Source organism: Actinoplanes subglobosus, assembly GCF_042650585.1.
Lineage (GTDB): Bacteria > Actinomycetota > Actinomycetes > Mycobacteriales > Micromonosporaceae > Actinoplanes > Actinoplanes subglobosus.
This window is the reverse complement of the sequence record NZ_JBHSBL010000015.1, coordinates 1-18,436: the sequence shown is the minus strand read 5'-3', so window position 1 is coordinate 18,436 and position 18,436 is coordinate 1. Positions and strand designations below refer to the sequence as shown.

The 18,436-nt window shown below is 71.2% G+C and carries 18 protein-coding genes and 1 tRNA gene; 10 read left to right on the top strand and 9 right to left on the bottom strand.

Annotated elements, in window-relative coordinates; all coding sequences use genetic code 11:
* Positions 1–334: 334 nt before the first annotated feature.
* The 3 genes from ACFO0C_RS14765 to ACFO0C_RS14755 all read left to right on the top strand — a co-directional run bounded on the left by ACFO0C_RS14765 (position 335) and on the right by ACFO0C_RS14755 (position 3,562).
* Positions 335–2,683, top strand: a complete 2,349-nt coding sequence (locus ACFO0C_RS14765) for a tetratricopeptide repeat protein (protein ID WP_378067169.1) — start codon at positions 335–337, stop codon at positions 2,681–2,683.
* A gap of 285 nt (positions 2,684–2,968) precedes the next feature.
* The gene (locus ACFO0C_RS14760; protein ID WP_449190974.1) at positions 2,969–3,133 is read left to right on the top strand and encodes a hypothetical protein; all 165 of its coding nucleotides are present in this window, start codon (positions 2,969–2,971) and stop codon (positions 3,131–3,133) included.
* A 15-nt stretch (positions 3,134–3,148) separates the two neighbouring features.
* Positions 3,149–3,562 carry a glutaredoxin domain-containing protein gene (locus ACFO0C_RS14755; protein WP_378067167.1) on the top strand — a complete coding sequence of 138 codons (414 nt, stop codon included), beginning with the start codon at positions 3,149–3,151 and terminating at the stop codon, positions 3,560–3,562.
* A 19-nt stretch (positions 3,563–3,581) separates the two neighbouring features.
* Here ACFO0C_RS14755 and ACFO0C_RS14750 read toward each other — a convergent pair whose 3' ends face one another.
* Positions 3,582–4,256 carry a response regulator transcription factor gene (locus tag ACFO0C_RS14750; protein WP_378067166.1) on the bottom strand — a complete coding sequence of 225 codons (675 nt, stop codon included), beginning with the start codon at positions 4,254–4,256 and terminating at the stop codon, positions 3,582–3,584.
* 4 nt (positions 4,257–4,260) lie between these two features.
* Entirely contained in the window at positions 4,261–4,674 is a 414-nt protein-coding gene (locus ACFO0C_RS14745) for a hypothetical protein (RefSeq protein ID WP_378067165.1), read from the bottom strand.
* A gap of 52 nt (positions 4,675–4,726) precedes the next feature.
* Here ACFO0C_RS14745 and ACFO0C_RS14740 point away from each other — a divergent pair, with 52 nt between their 5' ends.
* The gene (locus ACFO0C_RS14740; protein WP_378067164.1) at positions 4,727–6,085 is read left to right on the top strand and encodes an ATP-binding protein; all 1,359 of its coding nucleotides are present in this window, start codon (positions 4,727–4,729) and stop codon (positions 6,083–6,085) included.
* A 9-nt stretch (positions 6,086–6,094) separates the two neighbouring features.
* Positions 6,095–7,219, top strand: a complete 1,125-nt coding sequence (locus ACFO0C_RS14735) for an SMI1/KNR4 family protein (RefSeq protein WP_378067163.1) — start codon at positions 6,095–6,097, stop codon at positions 7,217–7,219.
* A gap of 61 nt (positions 7,220–7,280) precedes the next feature.
* Here ACFO0C_RS14735 and ACFO0C_RS14730 read toward each other — a convergent pair whose 3' ends face one another.
* The 4 genes from ACFO0C_RS14730 to ACFO0C_RS14715 all read right to left on the bottom strand — a co-directional run bounded on the left by ACFO0C_RS14730 (position 7,281) and on the right by ACFO0C_RS14715 (position 9,861).
* Positions 7,281–7,742, bottom strand: coding sequence for a hypothetical protein (locus ACFO0C_RS14730; protein ID WP_378067162.1), 462 nt, complete (start codon positions 7,740–7,742; stop codon positions 7,281–7,283).
* Between the two features lie 84 nt (positions 7,743–7,826).
* Positions 7,827–7,905: transfer RNA gene (locus tag ACFO0C_RS14725), tRNA-OTHER, on the bottom strand.
* Positions 7,906–7,985: 80 nt separating this feature from the next.
* Entirely contained in the window at positions 7,986–9,029 is a 1,044-nt protein-coding gene (locus tag ACFO0C_RS14720) for an alpha/beta hydrolase (RefSeq protein ID WP_378067161.1), read from the bottom strand.
* Entirely contained in the window at positions 9,004–9,861 is an 858-nt protein-coding gene (locus ACFO0C_RS14715) for a hypothetical protein (RefSeq protein ID WP_378067160.1), read from the bottom strand. Before ACFO0C_RS14715 ends, ACFO0C_RS14720 begins: the two co-directional genes overlap by 26 nt.
* A 144-nt stretch (positions 9,862–10,005) precedes the next feature.
* Between ACFO0C_RS14715 and ACFO0C_RS14710 the strand changes: the two genes are divergently transcribed.
* The 5 genes from ACFO0C_RS14710 (at position 10,006) to ACFO0C_RS14690 (ending at position 14,954) form a co-directional block, all read left to right on the top strand.
* Positions 10,006–11,697 (top strand): phosphatidylglycerol lysyltransferase domain-containing protein, encoded by a 1,692-nt coding sequence (locus ACFO0C_RS14710; RefSeq protein WP_378067159.1) that lies wholly within the window; start codon positions 10,006–10,008, stop codon positions 11,695–11,697.
* A gap of 71 nt (positions 11,698–11,768) precedes the next feature.
* Complete coding sequence (locus ACFO0C_RS14705; protein WP_378067158.1) at positions 11,769–12,386, top strand: SGNH/GDSL hydrolase family protein; 618 nt, start codon at positions 11,769–11,771, stop codon at positions 12,384–12,386.
* Positions 12,387–12,400: 14 nt separating this feature from the next.
* A complete protein-coding gene (locus ACFO0C_RS14700) occupies positions 12,401–12,967 on the top strand; it encodes a GNAT family N-acetyltransferase (RefSeq protein ID WP_378067157.1) in 567 nt (188 codons plus the stop codon).
* A gap of 114 nt (positions 12,968–13,081) precedes the next feature.
* Complete coding sequence (locus tag ACFO0C_RS14695) at positions 13,082–13,213, top strand: hypothetical protein (RefSeq protein WP_378067156.1); 132 nt, start codon at positions 13,082–13,084, stop codon at positions 13,211–13,213.
* On the top strand, positions 13,206–14,954 hold the full coding sequence (locus ACFO0C_RS14690; protein ID WP_378067155.1) for a SpoIIE family protein phosphatase: 1,749 nt from the start codon (positions 13,206–13,208) through the stop codon (positions 14,952–14,954). Before ACFO0C_RS14695 ends, ACFO0C_RS14690 begins: the two co-directional genes overlap by 8 nt.
* Before the next feature lie 118 nt (positions 14,955–15,072).
* On the opposite strand, the gene ACFO0C_RS14685 is transcribed toward ACFO0C_RS14690, so the two are convergent.
* The 3 genes from ACFO0C_RS14685 to ACFO0C_RS14675 form a co-directional block, all read right to left on the bottom strand.
* Entirely contained in the window at positions 15,073–16,770 is a 1,698-nt protein-coding gene (locus ACFO0C_RS14685) for a cellulose binding domain-containing protein (protein WP_378067154.1), read from the bottom strand.
* A 33-nt stretch (positions 16,771–16,803) separates the two neighbouring features.
* Positions 16,804–18,138 (bottom strand): endo-1,4-beta-xylanase, encoded by a 1,335-nt coding sequence (locus ACFO0C_RS14680; RefSeq protein ID WP_378067153.1) that lies wholly within the window; start codon positions 18,136–18,138, stop codon positions 16,804–16,806.
* Positions 18,139–18,158: 20 nt separating this feature from the next.
* Positions 18,159–18,436: non-reducing end alpha-L-arabinofuranosidase family hydrolase (locus ACFO0C_RS14675; protein ID WP_378067152.1), on the bottom strand; the 278-nt coding region annotated here is incomplete at its 5' end.

Sequence of the window (18,436 nt, the reverse complement as noted above, 5' to 3'; positions counted from 1 at the left end):
GAGTAGCAGGGATATTAGGCCGTTCTTCGTAGCGGTTGGTGCGGTGCGGTCTCGGCGCGGCGGTGATCGATAAAGGTCAAGGCAGGCGCGACCCGCCTTCGACCCACAGCAGCACCAGCTGCGGCATGCCGTCGAATGCGGTATCAACCGATGGCTTCGACCTTGACGAGACACGGCCAGAGTAGCCGACCAGCGGCAAACCCCACACCCGGCCGTACCTTGGCGTGGCTTCTGGTCGGTGGCTCTCTTTGTCCATGATGGGGGGATGGCACGACGGGTGTTTCCACGACCGAGACGGCAAAGCCGGCTGACGCGAGCGCTGTCAACGGGAATCGTGCTGCTGGCCGGCGCCGCAGTATTGTTCTGGTGGCAACCAGGCAGCCGGCAACTTCCGAAACCGGGTTGGACCGGGACCGAACAGGCCGGCTGGATCGCCGGCATAGCCGGCGCCGTGTTCGGCCTGGCCGCGCTGGTGATCACCGTGCTCGACCGGCGCGACGCCCGCCGGCAGGAACGGGCGAAGAGCGCCCCCACCGCCGACCGCGATGGAGCGGTCCGGGTGGGACTGGTCCCCCGCGAGGCGGACTACTTCCAGGACCGGGAAGTCGTGCGCCAGCTACTGCGAGCAGCCGGCGCCGGGAGAGCCGCGGCGCGCACCCAAGTGCTGTCCGGACTCGGTGGCGTCGGCAAGACCCAAGTGGCCGCCCAGTTCACCCGCCACCTGGACGCCGCCGGGGAACTCGACGTGCGGGTGTGGATCACCGCCGACACCCGTCAGGCGTTGCTCGCCGGCTACGCCGCCCTCGCCCGCTCCCTGCGGCTGCCCGGTATCAGCACCGACACCGACCCGCAGGCCGCCGCCGAACAGTTGCTGCGCTGGCTGGAACACACCGACAAGCGGTGGCTGATCGTGCTGGACAACCTTGACCTCCCCGCCGACATGGCAGGCCTGTGGCCGCCCGACAACCCACGCGGCCGTTCCCTGATCACCACACGGCGCCGCGATGCGGTCCTGACCGGAGGCAACCGCACCATGATCACTGTCGGCTTGTACAGCATGCCGGAAGCCATCGCCCACCTCACCGCCGCCACCGGCACGACCAGCCCACCGGCTGACATCGAGGCCCTGGCGAATGCGCTCGGCCTGCTACCCCTGGCCATCGCCCAGGCCGCCGCCTACATCCGCGACCGCGACATCGACTGCGCCACCTATCTCGCCCTGCTACGCCGGCACGGCCTGACCCGAGTCCTGCCGCCCGAGGACGCCCTGCCCGACGACCACCGCACCACCGTCGCCGCCACCTGGATCCTGTCGGTGCAGGCAGCCGACCGACTCTCCCCGCGCGGCCTGGCCCGCCCCTTGCTGAACCTGGCGGCCATGCTCGACCCCAACACCATCCCCACCAGCCTGTTCACCACCGTCGCCGTGGCCGGTTGCCTGGCCGCCGAACACGCCGGCCCACCCGACGGCCAGGCCGTCGACGACGCCCTGAGCAACCTGCACCGTCTCCACCTGATCACCCACGACCGGGTCAGCGGCAGCATCCGCGTGCACGCGTTGGTCCAGCACGCCACCCGTGACCAACTCAGCCCCGACCAGCAAGCGACGACAGCCCGCATCGCCGCCGACGCCCTCGCCGAAATCTGGCCCGGCATCAACCGCGATCCCGCTCAGACCCAACTTCTGTATGCCAACACCACCGCGCTGACCACCAACACCGGCGATGCCCTGCTCACCCCCGACCTGCACCCCCTACTGTTGCGGGCCGCACAGAGCCTCGGAGAGACCAGCCAGGCCACCGCCGCGATCGGCGCCCTCGAACGGCTGCTTGCCGACTGCCTGCGGGTACTCGGCCCGGACCACCCCGACACCCTGACCATCCGCCACAACCTCGCCTGGTTCCGGGGCGAAGCCGGTGACCCGGACGGGGCCGCCGATGCCTTCGAACAGCTGCTGACCGACCATCTGCGGACACTGGGCCCGGACCACCCGCACACCCTGACCAGCCGCAACAACATCGCCTGGTGGCGAGGGCGGGCCGGCGACCCGGACGGAGCCGCCGCCGCGTTCGAGCAACTGCTCGCCGATCGGCGGCGAGTCCTGGGCCACGACCACCCGCACACCCTGACCAGCCGCGGCAACCTCGCCTACTGGCGCGGTGAGTCCGGTGATCCGGAGGGCGCCGCCACCACCCTCGAACGGCTGCTCACCGACTATCTGCGGGTGCTCGGCCCGGACCACCCCGACACCCTGACCACCCGCCACAACCTCGCCCGGTTCCGAGGTGAGGCCGGTGACCCGGACGGGGCCGTCGACGCCCTTGAACGGCTGTTCACCGACTATCTGCGGGTCCTCGGCCCGGACCACCCCGGAACTCTGTACACCCGCTACAACCTCGCCCGGTGGCGGGGTGAGTCCGGCGATCCGGACGGGGCCGTCGACGCCCTCGAACAGGTCCTCGCCGACTATCTGCGCGTGCTGGGCCCGGACCACCCCGATACCGTGAACGCCCGCCATCTCCGCACCCTTTGGCAGCATCAGGCCGTGGCCCCGGACGGGGCCCTCGCCGACTCCGGACAACCACTCACCGACCAGCCGAGGAGGGTGGCGGCCTCGGACCATCCCGAGCCTCGGATCGCCCGCCGCAACCTTGCCTACTGGCAGGGCCAGGTGTCCGACTGATCGGCTGCGTCTGCCCGCCCGGGCCGTCGAGGGCCTCCGGCAACCGTTGCCGCAGGCCGGCCATCGCCGCCTTTTCGGGCTCCCGCACCGGGTGTCTTGGCTCGGGCGACGCGGGCCAGCCGGAGCCCTCGTCGCCGAGCAGTTCGCTCCAGCCGCCGGCCGGTACCCACCGATCGCCGTTCTCGCCGTTGGCGTTCGATCCGGTGCCGGCCACCACGTCGATGCGCCGAGTGATCCGGCCCACCCGGCCTGATCGTGCCGGGCAGCTGGGCTACCGGGGCGGTCGTGTTCGACCGTGCCGGGTCACCGGCGTGGGCGCTGAGCCTGACCGGTGTCGAGCCCCGCTTCAACGGCGACCGCACGGCGCAGCTGGGCACGTTGCTGCTGGAGGCCGCGCACGCCCTCACCCAGCGGATCGCCCGCCGTGGTCCGGCGGGGGACGGTCCGTAGCGTATTCTCCGGTTCATGGTGCGGCGGTGGCGTCTGGCCGTTTTCGGGGTCTTCACCGGCGGCCTGGTGGCGGCCGCCGGTATCGGTGCCGGCCGGACCTGGTCCGCCGTGCTCCTGCTGATCTTCTTCCTGGGTTATGCCTTCGTGCTCTCGCCGCTGTTCTACCCCCGGGAGTCGGCCGACGACGGGCGGCCGGTCATCTACTGGCGGCCCGGCTGCCGGTACTGCCTGCGCATGCGGGCCCGGCTCGGCCCCGACGCGGCGAAGCTCCGCTGGGTCGACATCTGGAAGGACCCCGAGGCGGCGGGCACGGTCCGCCGGATCACCGGCGGCGACGAGACCGTCCCGACGCTCGTGATCGCCGGGCAGTGCCACGTCAACCCGGAGCCGTCCTGGGTGCGCAAGCAGCTCGCGGCCGCCGTTCCATGATCGCGTCGTCGCTGGGAGTTCACGCCTGTGGGTCGAGGCGGTAGCCGGCTCCCCGCATCGTCTGGATGGTGCTGCGCCCGAACGGCCGGTCGACCTTGTCGCGGAGATAACGCACGTACACGTCCACCACGTTCGACCCGCCGTCGTACGCGAAATCCCACACGTGCTCGATCAGATGTGTGCGGCTCAGCGTCTCCCCCGCCCGGCGCATCAACTCGTGCAGCAACGCGAACTCCTTGGCGGACAGCGGGATCCGGGCGTCGCCACGCCGTACCGTCCGCCCCGCCGGATCGAGTTCCAGGTCGCCGACACGCAACGTGGCGGGGCGCTGGGCCGGTTCACGGCGCAGCAGTGCCCGTACCCTCGCCATCAGCTCGTCGACGGCGAACGGCTTGGTGAGGTAGTCGTCGGCGCCGGCGTCCAGGCCGCGGACCTTGTCCTCGGTGCCGTCACGGGCGGTGAGCATCAGCACCGGCACCCACCGGTCGGCGGCCCGGATCCGCCGGCACACCTCGACACCGTCCGGCGCGGGGATCATCACGTCGAGCACGGCCGCGTCGAAGTCGGTCTCGGTGATCGCCCACACCGCGTCCTCGCCGGTGCCGACCGTGTCCACGGCATAGCCGGCACGCCGGAACGCCCGCTCCAGCATGGCGGCCATCGCCGGGTCGTCCTCAGCGATCAGGATGCGCATCGGCTCAGCGTATGGCGTCGTGCGGCCGCTGATGAGACGCCGGTTGCGCGGCGATCGCGGTCTGCGCGGCGACCCGGGCCAGCTCCTGATGCAGCCGGCCCAGTTCGTCACGCAGGTCCCGGGCCAGCGCCGCGGCACGGCGTTCGGCGCCGAGCTGGTGCAGCGCGACCTCGGCGGCGATCCGGTCGGCCCGGCGCAGGGACATCAGCACCACCGCCGACTCGATCACGGCCAGCACGGACAGCCCCAGCGCGGCCACCATCACCCCACCGGCGTGCCGGAAACCCACCAGCACCACCACTCCCCCGAGTGTCAGCGCGCCCACGAGCAGCCGGTTACCGACGGGTCCGGCCGGACCCGGGCGGCGCCCGGCGCGTACTCCGGGGTGCCGCGTCCACAGCGCAGAGGTCGACGTCATGGCGCCGATCCTGCACCGCCGATGATGAGAGCATCGTGAAAGACCGACGGAGGTGACGGTGGTACGGCTCGTTCCCTCCTCACTGCGCGCCCGCCTGGCCCTGACGTTCGGTGCCGGCACGTCGTTCGTACTCCTGGTGGCTCTGTCTCTGCTCTTCGTCGCCCTCGACCGGCAGCTCGACGCCGCCGTCGACGCGGACATCTCCGGCCGCGCCGACGACCTGATCGCCGGCGTCCTGGCGCGGGATCCGGGTGCGGTCCGCGGCGATCCGATGGCCGAGCTGTACGCCGCCGACGGCACTCCGCTCGTGTCGGCGGCCGCGCTGGCCGGGCAGACCCTTCTGGCGCCGGAGCAGGTCCGTGCCGTCGGCGACCGGACCGTCCGCAGTGTCGTCCTCCTGGTGCCGCGACCGGGCGGAACACCCGAGCGGGTCCGGCTGATCGCGCGCCCGGTCGGCCGCGACGGCGAGATCCTCGCGGTCGGGCAGCCGCTGAGTACCGTCGAGGGCGCCGGTGACCGGCAGCTCGTCGTGCTGGCCGTCGCCACGCCGCTGCTGATCGCGGCGCTGTGCGTGCTCGGCTGGCTGCTGGTGCGGGCCGCGTTGCGCCCGGTCGACGAGCTCACCCGGGAGGCCGCGGCGATCTCCACGCTCGACAGCGACCGGCGGCTGCCCGCGGTCACCGGTGACGACGAGATCGCCCGGCTCGCCGCGACGCTGGACGGCATGCTGGCCCGGCTGGCCGTCGCGTTCGCCCGCGAACGGGCCTTCGTCGACGACGCCAGCCACGAGCTGCGCACACCGATCGCGATCATGCGCGGCGAGATAGACCTGGCCCTACAGGCCTGCGACGACCCCGAGGAGGTACGCCGTTCGCTGTCCGCCGCCCAGCGCCAGGCCGCTCGCCTGAGCCGGCTGGCCGAGGACATGCTGCTGCTGGCCCGGGAACGTGCCGGGGCACTGGGAGTCCTGCGCGAACCGGTCGACCTGACCGACCTGGCCCACGCCGAGGCCCGCGCGCTCGGCCCGGTCACCGGCATCACCGTCGAGGTCCGCGGCGATCCGGTGATCATCGACGCGGACGCCGGCCGGATCCGCCAGGTCCTGGCCAACCTGGCCGCCAACAGTGCCGCCGCCGGTGCCGGCACGGCCCGGGTCACGGTCGGCACCGACGGCGCCGACGCGTGCATCGAGTGGGCCGACGACGGCCCCGGCTTCCCGCCGAACCTGCTCGACCAGGCCTTCGAACGGTTCGTCCGCGGCGACCCGTCGCGCACCGCACCGACCGGCGCCGGGCTGGGCCTGTCGATCGTCCGGGCGGTCGTGACCGCCCACGACGGCACCGCGCTCCTGCGCAACGGGCCTCCGCTGAGCGGTGCGGTGGTCACTGTCCGGCTGCCGGCGACCTTCTAAGGTGGGTGCGTGGCTTCGCATGGACGGCCCCGCACGGCCGAGCAGTGGCGGGACTATCTCGCCGGGTACAGCGCGGATCTCCTCCGGATCGCCGACGCCGATCGTCTCGATCAGCTCGGCGAGGAACGACGGGTCTCCGGATGGCTCGGGTTCGCCGGCGCGGGTGCGGATGCGCTCACCGCCGTCGAGGATCGGCTCGGGATGCCTCTCCCGCCGGGATACCGGGCATTCCTGGAGGCCTCGGACGGGTGGCTCGAGATGGGGCCGTTCGTGTGGACGATGCGGACCACGTCGGATGTCGGATGGCTGCGGGACATCGAGCCCGGGATGTGCGATCTGGGCGACCCGGATGACGATCTGCTGGCCCGTGCGCTGCTGATCTCCGGCGACGCCGACGCGTGCTACTGGCTCCTCGATCCCACGGACGTCGGCGACGACGGGGAGTGGGCGGCGTACGTCTGGGCGTCGTGGTACCCGGGTCTGAGCGACCGTTTCGCGTCGTTCGCTGATCTGGTCGCTGACGAGCGGGCGTCGTTCGAGCAGCTCAATGCCCGCGAGGGCCGGGCCCTTGAACCGGACGGGGCGGCTGAGCTGGTCGCCGAGGGGCGGCGCCTGGCACTGCGGGGCGACGCCGGCGGGGCGGCCGAACGATTCGCGTCGGCGGCCGGTAAAGGATCGGGAGCGGGACAGTACCTCGCCGTCGTCATGGCGGCGTTCCTGGAGCCCGGCATCCAGCACCGGATCCGGAACGACGTGCTCGGGCATCCGCACGTGATCGAGGCGGTCGGTGCCGGGCGGGTCCGCGCCGAACTCGTGCCGCTCTTCCTGCGGCGCGAGCCCGGCGCCTGGGCATCGAAATTCGTGGCCGAGACGCTCGGCGAGGCCGGCGAGGCACCGGCGTCACCGGAACCGCCCGAATTCACCGCGGCGCTCGACCAGGCCCGGGAACTCGCCCGCCGAGGCGACACCGAGGCGGCCTGGTCGGTCGTGGCCGCGGCGGTCCCGCACTGGCACAGCGACGACCCCCTGTGCGTCGCGCCGTTGACGCTGCTCACCGATCCGGTGCTGAACCTGCTGGTCACCCCGGAGCGGGCGGCCTGGATCGCCACCACCCCGAAAAGCCAGGACCGCTGACCGAGCAGGCAGGAGTACGGATACGAGTGGCGCTCGACCATCTCGCCCACCCGTCCGTGTCTCAGGTGTCGTAAAGGCCGTCCCAGGGCGGGTCGAAGCCCAGGTCGTCGGGCACGAACTCCGCATGGTCGTCGCCGTCATAGTCCTCGGACTGATCGACCAGCCCGAAGACGTGCCCCTCGAAGTCGACGTGGAACAGCTTGACGGCGATGTCACCGAAGGCACGGCCCGGCAGGACCTCCAGCCACTCGGCGAGGCGCGCGTCAGCCCGGTCGATGGAGGCCTGCTCCTCCTCGCTCGTGCCGGCGCACCAGATCTGCGAGCCGGTGTGGGCACCGTCCGCGTCGAACCGGTGCAACACCGCATACCACCGCTTGTGGCGGGGCCAGTCGTCGGTCGCCAGGGCACCGTCTTCGAGGGTGGCCGTGACGGAACCGAAGAACTGCCCGTCCTCATATGTGCCGATCGAGCTGGTCCGGTAGCCCGGCTCGTGCGCGATCGGAATCCGCTCAGGAATCGCCATGCCCGCGATGCTAGAGCGGGGGTATGACAACGAGCCCGGGTTTCGGGCACGGAGAGGGCCGGCGCCGAAGACGGCGCCGGCCCGTTGCCTCGATGGGATTTGAACCCACGCCACCGCGTCCCCGGAGGGCGCGCGGCATCCTAGGCCCCTAGACGACGAGACACCGGGAATGTACAGGATCACCGTCCCCCTCGGCACGGCATTTGATCGGCGGGGCCGGCTCCGCGATCCTGGGCCGGAGAATCACCGGTCCTGAACCTTCGGCGGCGGCGCGGCGGAGTGGAGCGGCCGGCCCAGTGATGTCGACAACCAGTCGAAGGCGGGGGCTTCCAGCGCCTGCCACGTCCGCATGTTGTGGCCACCGCCGCCCAGGTAGGAGGTGGTGACCGACAGCGGCGCCCGGGCCGCGACGGCCAGCGCTGCGGTGTCACGCATCGGGTGCCGGTCGGTCCGGGCGCAGCCCAGGTAGAGCGACACCGCCGGCACCGGCAGATGCGCGAGCCGCCACAGGAGGTTGTACCCGGTGTCCTCAGCGCCATGGCCGACCCGGATGCCCGGGGTGGCATATCCGGACAGGGCGGCACCGGCCGCGTACTCGGTGGGGTGGCGAAGCAGCAGGTCGGCGGCACAGTAGCCACCGGCCGAGTAGCCGATCAGCCCCCATCCGGCGGCGTCGGTGCGGATCCGGAACCGGGCCTCGGCGGCGGCCGGCACGTCGACGGTCAGGAACGTCTCCGTCTGCGGGCCGCCGGGCAGGTTCGTGCATTCGGTGTCGAGGGCCGGGTCCGGTGTCTGGTAGGGGAACAGCACGACCGTCGGAGCCATCCGCCCGGCACCGATCTCGGCGTCGAGGACCCCGGCGGCGTGCAGCCCGTTGAACCACTGCACGGGCGATCCCGGGTACCCGTGGAACGCCTCGACGACCGGATAGCGCAGGCCGGACCGCTGGTCGTAGCCGGGCGGCAGGTAGACGTACATGGGAAGGGTCAGCCCGCTCGCCGGGCCGGTGACCGTCATCGTCGTCACCGTGCCGCGACCGGCCCCACCGGCGGCGGTGACGGGCACGGCCGCGGCGGGTTCCGAGCCGAGCAGGCTGGCCCAGGTCGGGTACGTGTCGACCTGCCGGTTCACCCACAGCAGCGCGGTCGCCGCAGCCGTGACCAGGCAGGCGGTCAGCGCGGCGGCCCGGACGGCGATGCCGCGTCTCCACAGCGGGCCGACCATCAGGGCGGCGACCACGGCGGCGGCGAGGGCGAGCAGTTCAGGGCCGAGGCTGTCCGGGGACAAGGCTTCCTCCTGTACGGGTGGGCGCGGACCCGGCGGGCCGGTGCGGGCGGTGGTGGACGGGCAGCCAGGTGACCGGCGGCACGGCGGCGGCCAGTGGCGGTGGTGTCTGCCGGGCGGCCCAGGCGACGGCGGTGGCCAGTCCGTCGCTGGTGCCGACGGTCACACCCACCGGTGCACGGCTGTCCCCGGGCCGGCCACGGATCATCGCGATCGCCGAATACCGCCCGGGTACCGCCGCGGCCTGGTCGGCCAGTGCCATTCCGGACGCCGGGGACACCAGTGCCCAGCGGCGGCCGGTGACCCGCAGGTCGTGACTCAGCCGCGCGGGCAGGTCCTCGGTGAGTGCCGCCGCCGTGGTGGCCACGGTGGTACGGGCGACGACCACCACGGTCTGCTCGGCACCGGCGGGCGGGCCGGCCCCGGCGTCTCCGATGACGACCACCACGGAATACCGCCGGTCGGGGTGGTCCGGATAGTCCGGTGGGACCACGACCGTGGGCGCCGCGGCCAGATGCCAATCGGTCCAGCCCGGCGGATGCCAGGTGAAGGGGTCGCCGGCCGGCCGGGTGCGCAGCCATTCGTCGAGGGCACCGGGCTGGACCGCGGCGGTGACCGCCGGGTCGTCCGACTGTTGCAGCAGGTCCGCCCAGGACGGATAGAACAGCTCGACCCGATTGACCACCAGACCGATCCCGGCCAGCAGCAACGCCTCGGTGATCAGGATGCCCAGCGGCCGCACCACCGGGCGTCGCCACGCCCGCACGGTCAGGGCCGCGGCGGCGATCACCCCGAACCCGGCCGCGACGATCAGGGGAATGCCGGTCAGGGACATGGGTTCTCATCTCGTCGGCGCACCGGGAACGATCGCAATCTGCTCCCCCGCTGATGAGAACCCGGTGAGAGCCGGCGCCGCTGAATCTCATCGTCTTCTCATCACGACGCTCATAAATTCGCCCGGCGAGAGAAGGAGCAAGCGATGTCTGTACGCACGTGGCGCCCCCGGCCACCACTGTCCCGAGCCGCCGTCGCCCGGCTGGTCCAGCTCAACGGCGTGTTCAACGTCGTCACCGCGGTCGTCCCCGTTCACCACGGGCGGATGGCGGCGCTCGCCGCGTTCGTGCCGGCCGCCGGGATCCTCACCGCTCGGGCCGCTACCGCGGGCGCCGGTGCGCTGCTCGTCTATCTGGGCGCGGGGCTACGGCGGGGACGGTTGCGGGCGTGGCAGCTGGCGGTCGTCGTGGCCGGCGCGGCGATCGGGCTGCACCTGCTCAAAGGGCTGGATCTCGCCGCGGCGGTCGTGTCGGCCGCGCTGTTGACGCTGCTGGTGGCCGTACGCCGGGAATTCCATGCTCTTCCCGGTCCGCGCAGCCGGTGGCGCGCGGTGACCGTGCTGATCGGATTCGCCGGCGCGGGTTTTCTGCTCGGCCTGGTCGAGATCGCGATCCGGGCCGACCATCTGATCGGGACGCCGGGGGTGCGGGCCTGGGCCGAACACGCCGCGCTGGGTCTGATCGGTGTCACCGGGCCGGTGGAGTTCGCCCGGCCGTGGGCGGCCGACACGGTCAGCTTCACCACCGGCACGTTCGGGCTGCTGGCGGTGCTGGCGGCGGCCGTGCTGTTCCTGCGGCCGGGTGAGCCGCGACCGGTGCGCACCGCCGACGACGAGCAGCGGCTGCGCGGGCTGCTGGCACGGTACGGTGGTGGCGACTCGCTGGGCTATTTCGCGCTGCGGTCGGACAAGGCGCTGGTCTGGACGCCGTCGGGTAACGCGGCGGTGGCGTACCGGGTGGTCCGTGGGGTCAGTCTCGCGGCGGGTGATCCGATCGGTGTCGAGTCGGCCTGGCCGGAGGCGATCGCCGCCTGGCTGGCCGACGGTGAGCGTCACGGCTGGACGCCGGCGGTCCTCGGGTGTGGCCGGGCCGGTGCCGCGGCGTACGCCCGGGCCGGTCTCGACGTCATCGAGCTGGGTGACGAGGCGGTCCTGGACGTCGCCACGTTCAGCCTCGACGGTCGTGCGATGCGTTCGGTACGGCAGGCGGTCAACCGGATCCGGCGGGCCGGCTACACCTGCACCGCGGTACGTCAGCGGGACCTGTCACCCGGCGATCTGGCGTCGGTGCTGGACGCGGCCGAACGGTTCCGGGACGGCAACGTGGAACGCGGCTTCTCGATGGCGCTGTCCCGGCTCGGCGACCCTGCCGACGGTGACTGCCTGATGGTGCTCGCCCACGATCAGGACGGCGGTCTGCGGGGTGTGCTGCAGTTCGTGCCGTGGGGTGCCGACGGGATCTCGCTCGACCTGATGCGCGGTGACCGTACCGCGCCGAACGGGTTGACCGAGCTGATGGTGGCGACCGCGGTCGAGGCCGGCCCGGCGCTCGGGATCCGCCGGGTGTCGCTGAATTTCGCGGTGCTGCGGTCGGTCTTCGCCCGTGCCGAGCAACTGGGCGCCGGGCCGGTGCTGCGCCTGTGGCACCGGTTGTTGCGGCTGTTCTCCCGGGTGTGGCAGATCGAGTCGCTGTACCGCGCGAACGCCAAGTATCTGCCGTTGTGGCAACCTCGGTACCTGTGCTTCCCCACCGCCCGGGACCTGCCGCGGATCGCCGTGGCGGCGCTGACCGCGGAGGCGTTCCTGCCCGCCGCGCAACCCGCCCTCGCCACGCGTTGATCCGGTGGCGGGTGGCGGCCGCGGCCGTGCTGTTGCTGAGCGGATGTGCGGCGCCCACCACAACGGCGCCGGTGGTGGTCACCCTGGGCGATTCGGTTCCGGCGGGCACCGCTTGCGACTGCACACCCTTTCCCGATCTGTACGCCCATCGCGCGTCGCCGGGTGCGACGTCGATCAATCTGGCCGAACCCGGTTTCGACACGACAGACGTACAGGAACAGCTCGATGCCGGTGACGTCCGCGCCGACATCCGCGCGGCGAACGTGGTGATCCTGATGGCCGGAGCCAACGACATGGCCGCGGCGTTCGACAGCGGCGACGACTACCCGGCGACCGCACGGTCGGTGCGGACCACCGTGTCGTCGATCGTCGACACGGTGCGCCGGGAGCACAGCGGCCCGGTGGAGGTGCTGGTGCTGGGCTACTGGAACGTGGTCGCGGACGGTGCGGTCGGCCTGAGCACCTACGGCCCGGACGGGCTCGCCGAGGCCAGACAGGCGACCCGGGACTGCAACGACGCGCTACGGCAGGCGGCCGAGAGCAGCGGGGCGACCTATCTCGACACGTCAGTCGCGTTCACCGGTGACCCGACCGGCCTGCTGGCCGCGGACGGCGACCACCCCAACGCGGCCGGCCACCGGGCGATCGCCGACCTGCTGGAAAAGCAGTGGCCATTTCGTCCCGCGTAGATCAATATGCGCCGGTGGATGCCTTCCTGGAGACCGAGCGCCTGACCCTGCGTCACTTCACCGCCGGCGACGCGGACCTGCTGATCGAACTGGACAGCGATCCGGCGGTCATGCGCTATCTGACCGGCGGTGAGCCGACACCACCGGAGCACTACCGCGAGCGCGGCCTGCGGAACATCCTCAAAGGGTACGAGCTGTGGGGCGGAAGGTTCGGGCTGTTCGCGGCGTACGCCAAGGACGGTGGCGCCTTCATCGGATGGTTCCACCTGGGTCCCGAGGACGAGGAGAGCCCGCTGGACGAGGCCGAGCTCGGCTATCGGCTGCGCCGGGCGGAGTGGGGCAAGGGGTACGCCACCGAAGGTTCGAGGGCACTCGTGGACAAGGGCTTCGGCGAGCTGGGCGTGCAGCTGGTCTGGGCCGCGACGATGTCGTTGAACGACGGTTCCCGGCGGGTGCTGGAGAAGGTCGGGATGACGATGACCGGCACCCTGGAGACTCCCCCCGACATGCTGTTGGTCGAGGGCGCCGAGCTCGGGGGTGTGCGCTACGAACTCACCAGAGAGCAGTGGGAGCGACACTGATGCAGCCCCGGGCCGCGGCGCCGCGATCAGCGTCCGGTTGCTGTGCGCGGCGATGCCTCATGCCGTATCTTCGTCCGGCGGGATGGGTGATTCCCGGCTGACGAGGGGGATCGTGTGACAACGTCTGTAGAGCCGCAGGAGCTGAACGTCCTGGTGGTCGACGACGATGACGCCGACGCGTTCGAATCCACGGTTCACCAGATCAGCTCGTTCTACGGCGAGACCGCACGGCTGCCGCATGGCTGAGCCGCTCGACGATCCGGGCCGGCTGGACGCGCTGATCCGTACGGGACTGGGCGCGGCGGCCGATCCGATGTTCGACCGGTTCGCTTCCATCGTGCAGCGCACCCTCGGCGTCCCGGTGGCACTGGTGTCCCTCGTCGACGACATCCGGCAGGTGTTCCCCGGAGCGTACGGACTGGCCCTGCCATGGCAGCAGCGGCGGCAGACACCGCTGTCGCACTCCTTCTGCCAGCATGTCGTGACCAGCGGCGAAACGCTGGTCGTCACCGACGCCCGCACCGACCCACGCGTGGCGGGGAACCTGGCCATCACCGACCTCGGCGTCGTCGGCTATGCGGGCATCCCCCTGACCGACGGCGACGGCATGGTGCTCGGTTCGCTGTGCGCCATCGACACCGCGCCCCGGCAGTGGACCGCCGGCGAACTCGACCTGCTCGCCGACCTGGCGGCGACCTGCTCGGACAGTCTGCGGCTGCGTATCGCCACCCAGACCGCACGCGGGAACGAACACGCCGCCAGCGCCGCCTTCGACCGCAGCCAGCTGCTACTGCGCGCCAGTGTCGCCCTGGCCCGCGCCAACACCCTGGCGGAGGTCGTCGGCGCGGTCCGGACCCTGGTCACCGGCACCATGGATCCCGACTACGTCGGTGTGTCGCTGCTGGACGCCGATCACCAGGTCCACCTGCAGTCCGGCGACTCACTGCCGAAACGGGTCGCCGACCGCTGGCGCCGCTACCCACAGACCGCCCGCACCCCATCGGCCCTTGCCGCCGACACCGGGCTTCCGATCCTGTTGCCGGACCTGGCGGCGGTCGCCGAGCAGGCCCCGGACGCCGCCGCGACGTTCGCCGAGATGGGCTGGCAGTCCGGCGCCAGCGTGCCGCTGCCCGGCCCGCACGGGCCGATCGGTGCGCTGACCTTCGTCTGGAAGGACCGGTATCCGCTCGGCGCCGCCGAGCAGGCCGTCCTGGCCGCTCTCGCCGGCTACGTCGGCCAGGCTCTGCAACGCGTCGACTACCTGTACTCCCGCGAGCAGGTCGCCACCCTCTTGCAACGGGCCATGCTCAGCGACCTACCGGACGCCGCCCCGTTCGAACTGGCCGCCCGCTACGTCCCGGCCGCCCGTGGCGAGCACGTCGGCGGCGACTGGTACGACGCCGTACGCCTGGAGGACGGTCATCTGGCACTGGTGGTCGGCGACGTGACCGGCCACGACATGCTGGCCGCCGCCCGCATGGGGCAGCTGCGCAGCATGCTGCGCGCCTTCATCGTGGACCGGCACGAACCACCGTCCGCGCTGCTGCGCCGGCTCGACGCCGCGATGCAGGTCCTCGGCGACCCGACACCGACCACGGCGGTGCTGGCCTACGTGCGACCCGAAACGACCGGCTTCCGGTTGCAGTGGGCCAACGCCGGGCATCCCTCGCCGGTCCTGCTCGAAGCCGACGGCACGGTCAGCCCGCTGACCGGGCGCGACATGCTGCTCGGCCTGCGCCAGCGAACCACGCGCAACAACTACTCCCGCCCGCTGCCGCCCGGTTCCACCGTGCTGTTCTACACCGACGGCCTCATCGAGACCCGGACCGACGCCCTCGACGACCGCAAGTTACAACTGCACGGTGTCCTCACCGGCCTGGCCGGGGCCTCGCTGCCCGATCTTCTGGACGAGATCCTGGCCCGGCTGGCCGGCGACCGGCACGAGGACGACGTGGCGCTGCTGGCGCTGCGCAGCCCGGGGGATTGACACCGGGCGTCGACATGTGGGCCGGCAACGACGCCTGCCGGGCGATCAGCACGCCCGCCGAGCCTTTCGGGCCTTTCGGGGGTTCCGGCCGGGTCGTGACCCGGCCGGAACCTCGCGGTCACGGAGTCAGGACGATGGTGGAGATGCTCCGGGCCGGGACGTTGACGGTCACCTGGCCGCCGTTGACGGTGGCCGGCTGGCTCGCCGCGTTGGCGTTCACCGACGTCGCGTAGTACTCGGCACGGCTGATGTTCTGCGGGGCCTGGACCACGGCGTTGTTCACCGCGCTGGTCGAGCGGTTCAGGACGACCAGCGTGATCTTGCCGTCGCCCTGGTAGGCAGTGATCTCCAGCGGGGACGCCTTGGTGCTCTTGGTCAGGGCGACACGCTGGTATCCGGGACGGACGTACTTGGAGAACTGGGAGAAGGCGTAACCACGCTTGAGCGGGGCGCCGGCGGTCGTGCCGTAGGCGGCCTCACCGTCGCCGATGAACGAGTAGTAGCGCTTTCCGTACCACCAGACGTAGGCCGACCAATTCGATTCCATCGACTTGTGGACCGTACGCATGATGTCGTCGAGGGTTTCGTTCCAGACGGTCTGATTCGCGGGGTTCCCCCAGATGTTGGAACCACTGCCGTCGGCGGCATGCAGGTTCCATTCGGTCATCCACACCGGTTTTCCGTTCTGCGCCGCCAGCGGATAGTTCGCGAGACGGCCGGCCGATTCCGTGCCGTAGAGGTGGCCGCCGATGTAGCCGATGTTGTTGCGGGCGGTCGCGTCGTTCAGGGTGGGGTCGGTGTAGCTGTAGTTGAGGTTCACCGCCTCGGCGACCATCAGTTTCGTGTTCTGCACCTTGGCGCCCTGATCGCGGACGAAATCGCGCAGTTCGGTGCCGCTCCAGTCCATCGAGTCGTAATCGGGATGCCAGTCCGGCTCGTTCTGCACCGACGTCACGTCGACGGTCACGCCCTGGCCCCGCATGTACTGGACGAAGCTGTTGAGATGGCCGGCGTAGTCGTCGTAGTAGTCGGTCTTCAGCTTCCCGCCGTTGATACGGCTGTTGTTCGTCTTCCACGCGGCCGGGGCGGTCCACGGCGAGGCGAGGATCTTGACATTCGAGCCGTACGACTTCGCGGTCTTCAAGGCACTGACCTGCGTCGCCCATTCGCTGGACACCGGAGAGATCCCGGTACGCACGATCGACAGCCCGAGCTGGTTGGCGCCCAGCCCGACCAGTGTCTGTGTCTCGGCGGCCGACCAGGCACTCCCCCAGATCGATACCGCCGCCCCGAATCCGTCGACCGTCTGATATCTGGTCGCGGTGTTGACGGTGATGTCCGCCGCGGCCGGGGGGCTGCTGGTCGGGGGCCCACTGGTCGGTGAGGAGGTCGGCGTGGTGGTGCCGCCGGTGCAGGCCACACCGTTGACGGCGAAGTCGGCCGGCACCGGGTTGGCGCTGGTCCAGGCACCGTTGAAGCCGAACGACGCGGTCCCGCCGGTGGCGATCGCGCCGTTGTAGCTGACGTTCCTGGCGGTGACCGCGGTGCCGCTCTGGGTCACCGTCGCGTTCCAGGCTTGCGTGACGGTCTGCCCGGCGGTGTAGGACCAGGTCAGCGTCCAGCTGGTGAGCGGATCGCCGAGGTTGGTGATGGTGACGTCGGCGCCGAATCCGCCCTGCCACTGTGAGGACACTGCGTACTTGACCGAGCAACCGGCGGCGGCCGCTCCGGCGGGCAGGGCGGTGGCCACCGCGGCGGAGGCGACGAGCACACCGGCCGATATCAGCGCGGCGCTGGTGACGTGCGGTTTTCGCATGGGGATGACTCCTGTGGGGATGGGGCCGGGGGATCAGCCGGCGGTGCAGGAGGGGGTGACCGTGGGTCCGGTGCCGGTGCCCTGGAAGCCGAACTCGGTGGAGCCGCCGGCCGGGACCTGACCGTTGTAACTGACGTTGCGGAAGGTGACCTGGCCACTGGTCCCGCTGTTGCCGGCGTTCCAGGTGCTGGTCACCGCCCCACCGGACGGCACGGTGACGCCGACGCTCCAGCCGCTGATCGCGGCGGATCCGGCGGTGACCCGGACGGTGGCGGTGTAGCCGCCGGTCCACGAGTTCAGCGTCACCTGGGCGGTGCATCCGCCGGAGGCCGGCGGCGGGGAACTGGTGGTCGGCGACGTGGGGGTGGTCGGGCCGCCGGCGTTCAGGGTGTTGAGGACGGCGGTGTAGGCGGCCTTCTTGTTGCCGTTGGCGTCGAACAGCAACGGGTTCTGCCCGGTGCGCCACGAGTCGGAGTCCCGTACACCCCAGACGGTGATGCCCGTGCAACGGGCGACCGCGAGGCAGGCCCGGGTGACCGAGGCGAAGATGTTGGCCTGGTTGGCGCCCTGCTGGACGTCGAGTTCGGTGATCTGGACGTCGACGCCGAGGTCGGCGAACCGCTGGATGTTCTGCTGGTAGGTGCTGTCCAGCGTGGTGCCCAGGTGCGATTGCAGGCCGACGCAGTCGATCGGGACGCCGCGGGACTTGAAGTCGCGGACCATGTTGTAGATGCCGGTGGACTTCGCGTTGATCCCGTCGGTGTTGTAGTCGTTGTAGCAGAGCTTGGCGCCCGGATCGGCGGCCCGCGCGGCACGGAAGGCGGCTTCGATCCAGTCGTTGCCGGTGCGCTGCAGGTTGGAGTCACGGCGGGCGCCGCCACCGCCGTCGGCGAACGCCTCGTTCACCACGTCCCACGAGTGGATCTTGCCGCGGAAGTGCGTGGCGACCTGGGTGACGTGGTTGATCGCGGCGCTGCGCAGGGCGGATCCGGACAGTCCCTGCGCCCAGGACGGCTGCTGGGCGTGCCACAGCAGGGCGTGGCCGCGCACGGTCATGCCCCGGCTCTGCGCGTGACTGACGAGACGGTCACCGTTGGTGAAGGTGAAACGGCCCTGCTGGGGTTCGGTGGCGTCCCACTTCATGTCGTTCTCGGGGACGACCGAGTTGAACTCACGGTTGAGGATCGTCATGTAGGGCGTGTCGGTGAACTTGAAGGCGGCGGTGGCGACACCGAAGTAGCGGCCGGTCTGCGCGGCCGAGGCGCCGAGGGTGGTGGCCGCCTCCGCGGTGCCGATGACGGCGATACTCGCCGCGACGAGGACGCCGACGGTGGCCGTGGACAGCAGCGCGAGTCGGGGAATGCGCATGGGGAACGGGACCTCTCTGGTCAGCGCTGGTGGGTGAGCAGGCCGGGACGGTAGGGCAGCAGGCCGTAGTCGCCGCCCGAACTGGGGGAACGTCCCTGGTAGAGCAGTTGCAGGTGGCACGGGTCGATGGTCATGGTCTGGTCGGCGCTGGTGCGGATGAGTTCGCCGTGGCTGATGTCGTTGGTCCAGGTGGCGCCGCTGTTGGCCTTGCCGGCGAAGGGGTTGCTCTCGGTGGCGGCCTGTGGGGTCCAGGTGCCGCCGAGGCTGGAGGCGGTGAAGGAGCGGAAGTAGCGGCCGT

What these genes read in the sequence shown, in the direction of transcription:
- ACFO0C_RS14710 (WP_378067159.1), top strand. Translation starts at nt 10,006, where the DNA reads ATGTCTGTACGCACGTGGCGCCCCCGGCCACCACTGTCCCGAGCCGCC.
- ACFO0C_RS14685 (WP_378067154.1), bottom strand. Translation starts at nt 16,770, where the DNA reads ATGCGAAAACCGCACGTCACCAGCGCCGCGCTGATATCGGCCGGTGTG.
- ACFO0C_RS14730 (WP_378067162.1), bottom strand. Translation starts at nt 7,742, where the DNA reads ATGGCGATTCCTGAGCGGATTCCGATCGCGCACGAGCCGGGCTACCGG.
- ACFO0C_RS14715 (WP_378067160.1), bottom strand. Translation starts at nt 9,861, where the DNA reads ATGTCCCTGACCGGCATTCCCCTGATCGTCGCGGCCGGGTTCGGGGTG.
- ACFO0C_RS14755 (WP_378067167.1), top strand. Translation starts at nt 3,149, where the DNA reads ATGGTGCGGCGGTGGCGTCTGGCCGTTTTCGGGGTCTTCACCGGCGGC.
- ACFO0C_RS14690 (WP_378067155.1), top strand. Translation starts at nt 13,206, where the DNA reads ATGGCTGAGCCGCTCGACGATCCGGGCCGGCTGGACGCGCTGATCCGT.
- ACFO0C_RS14680 (WP_378067153.1), bottom strand. Translation starts at nt 18,138, where the DNA reads ATGCGCATTCCCCGACTCGCGCTGCTGTCCACGGCCACCGTCGGCGTC.
- ACFO0C_RS14745 (WP_378067165.1), bottom strand. Translation starts at nt 4,674, where the DNA reads ATGACGTCGACCTCTGCGCTGTGGACGCGGCACCCCGGAGTACGCGCC.
- ACFO0C_RS14750 (WP_378067166.1), bottom strand. Translation starts at nt 4,256, where the DNA reads ATGCGCATCCTGATCGCTGAGGACGACCCGGCGATGGCCGCCATGCTG.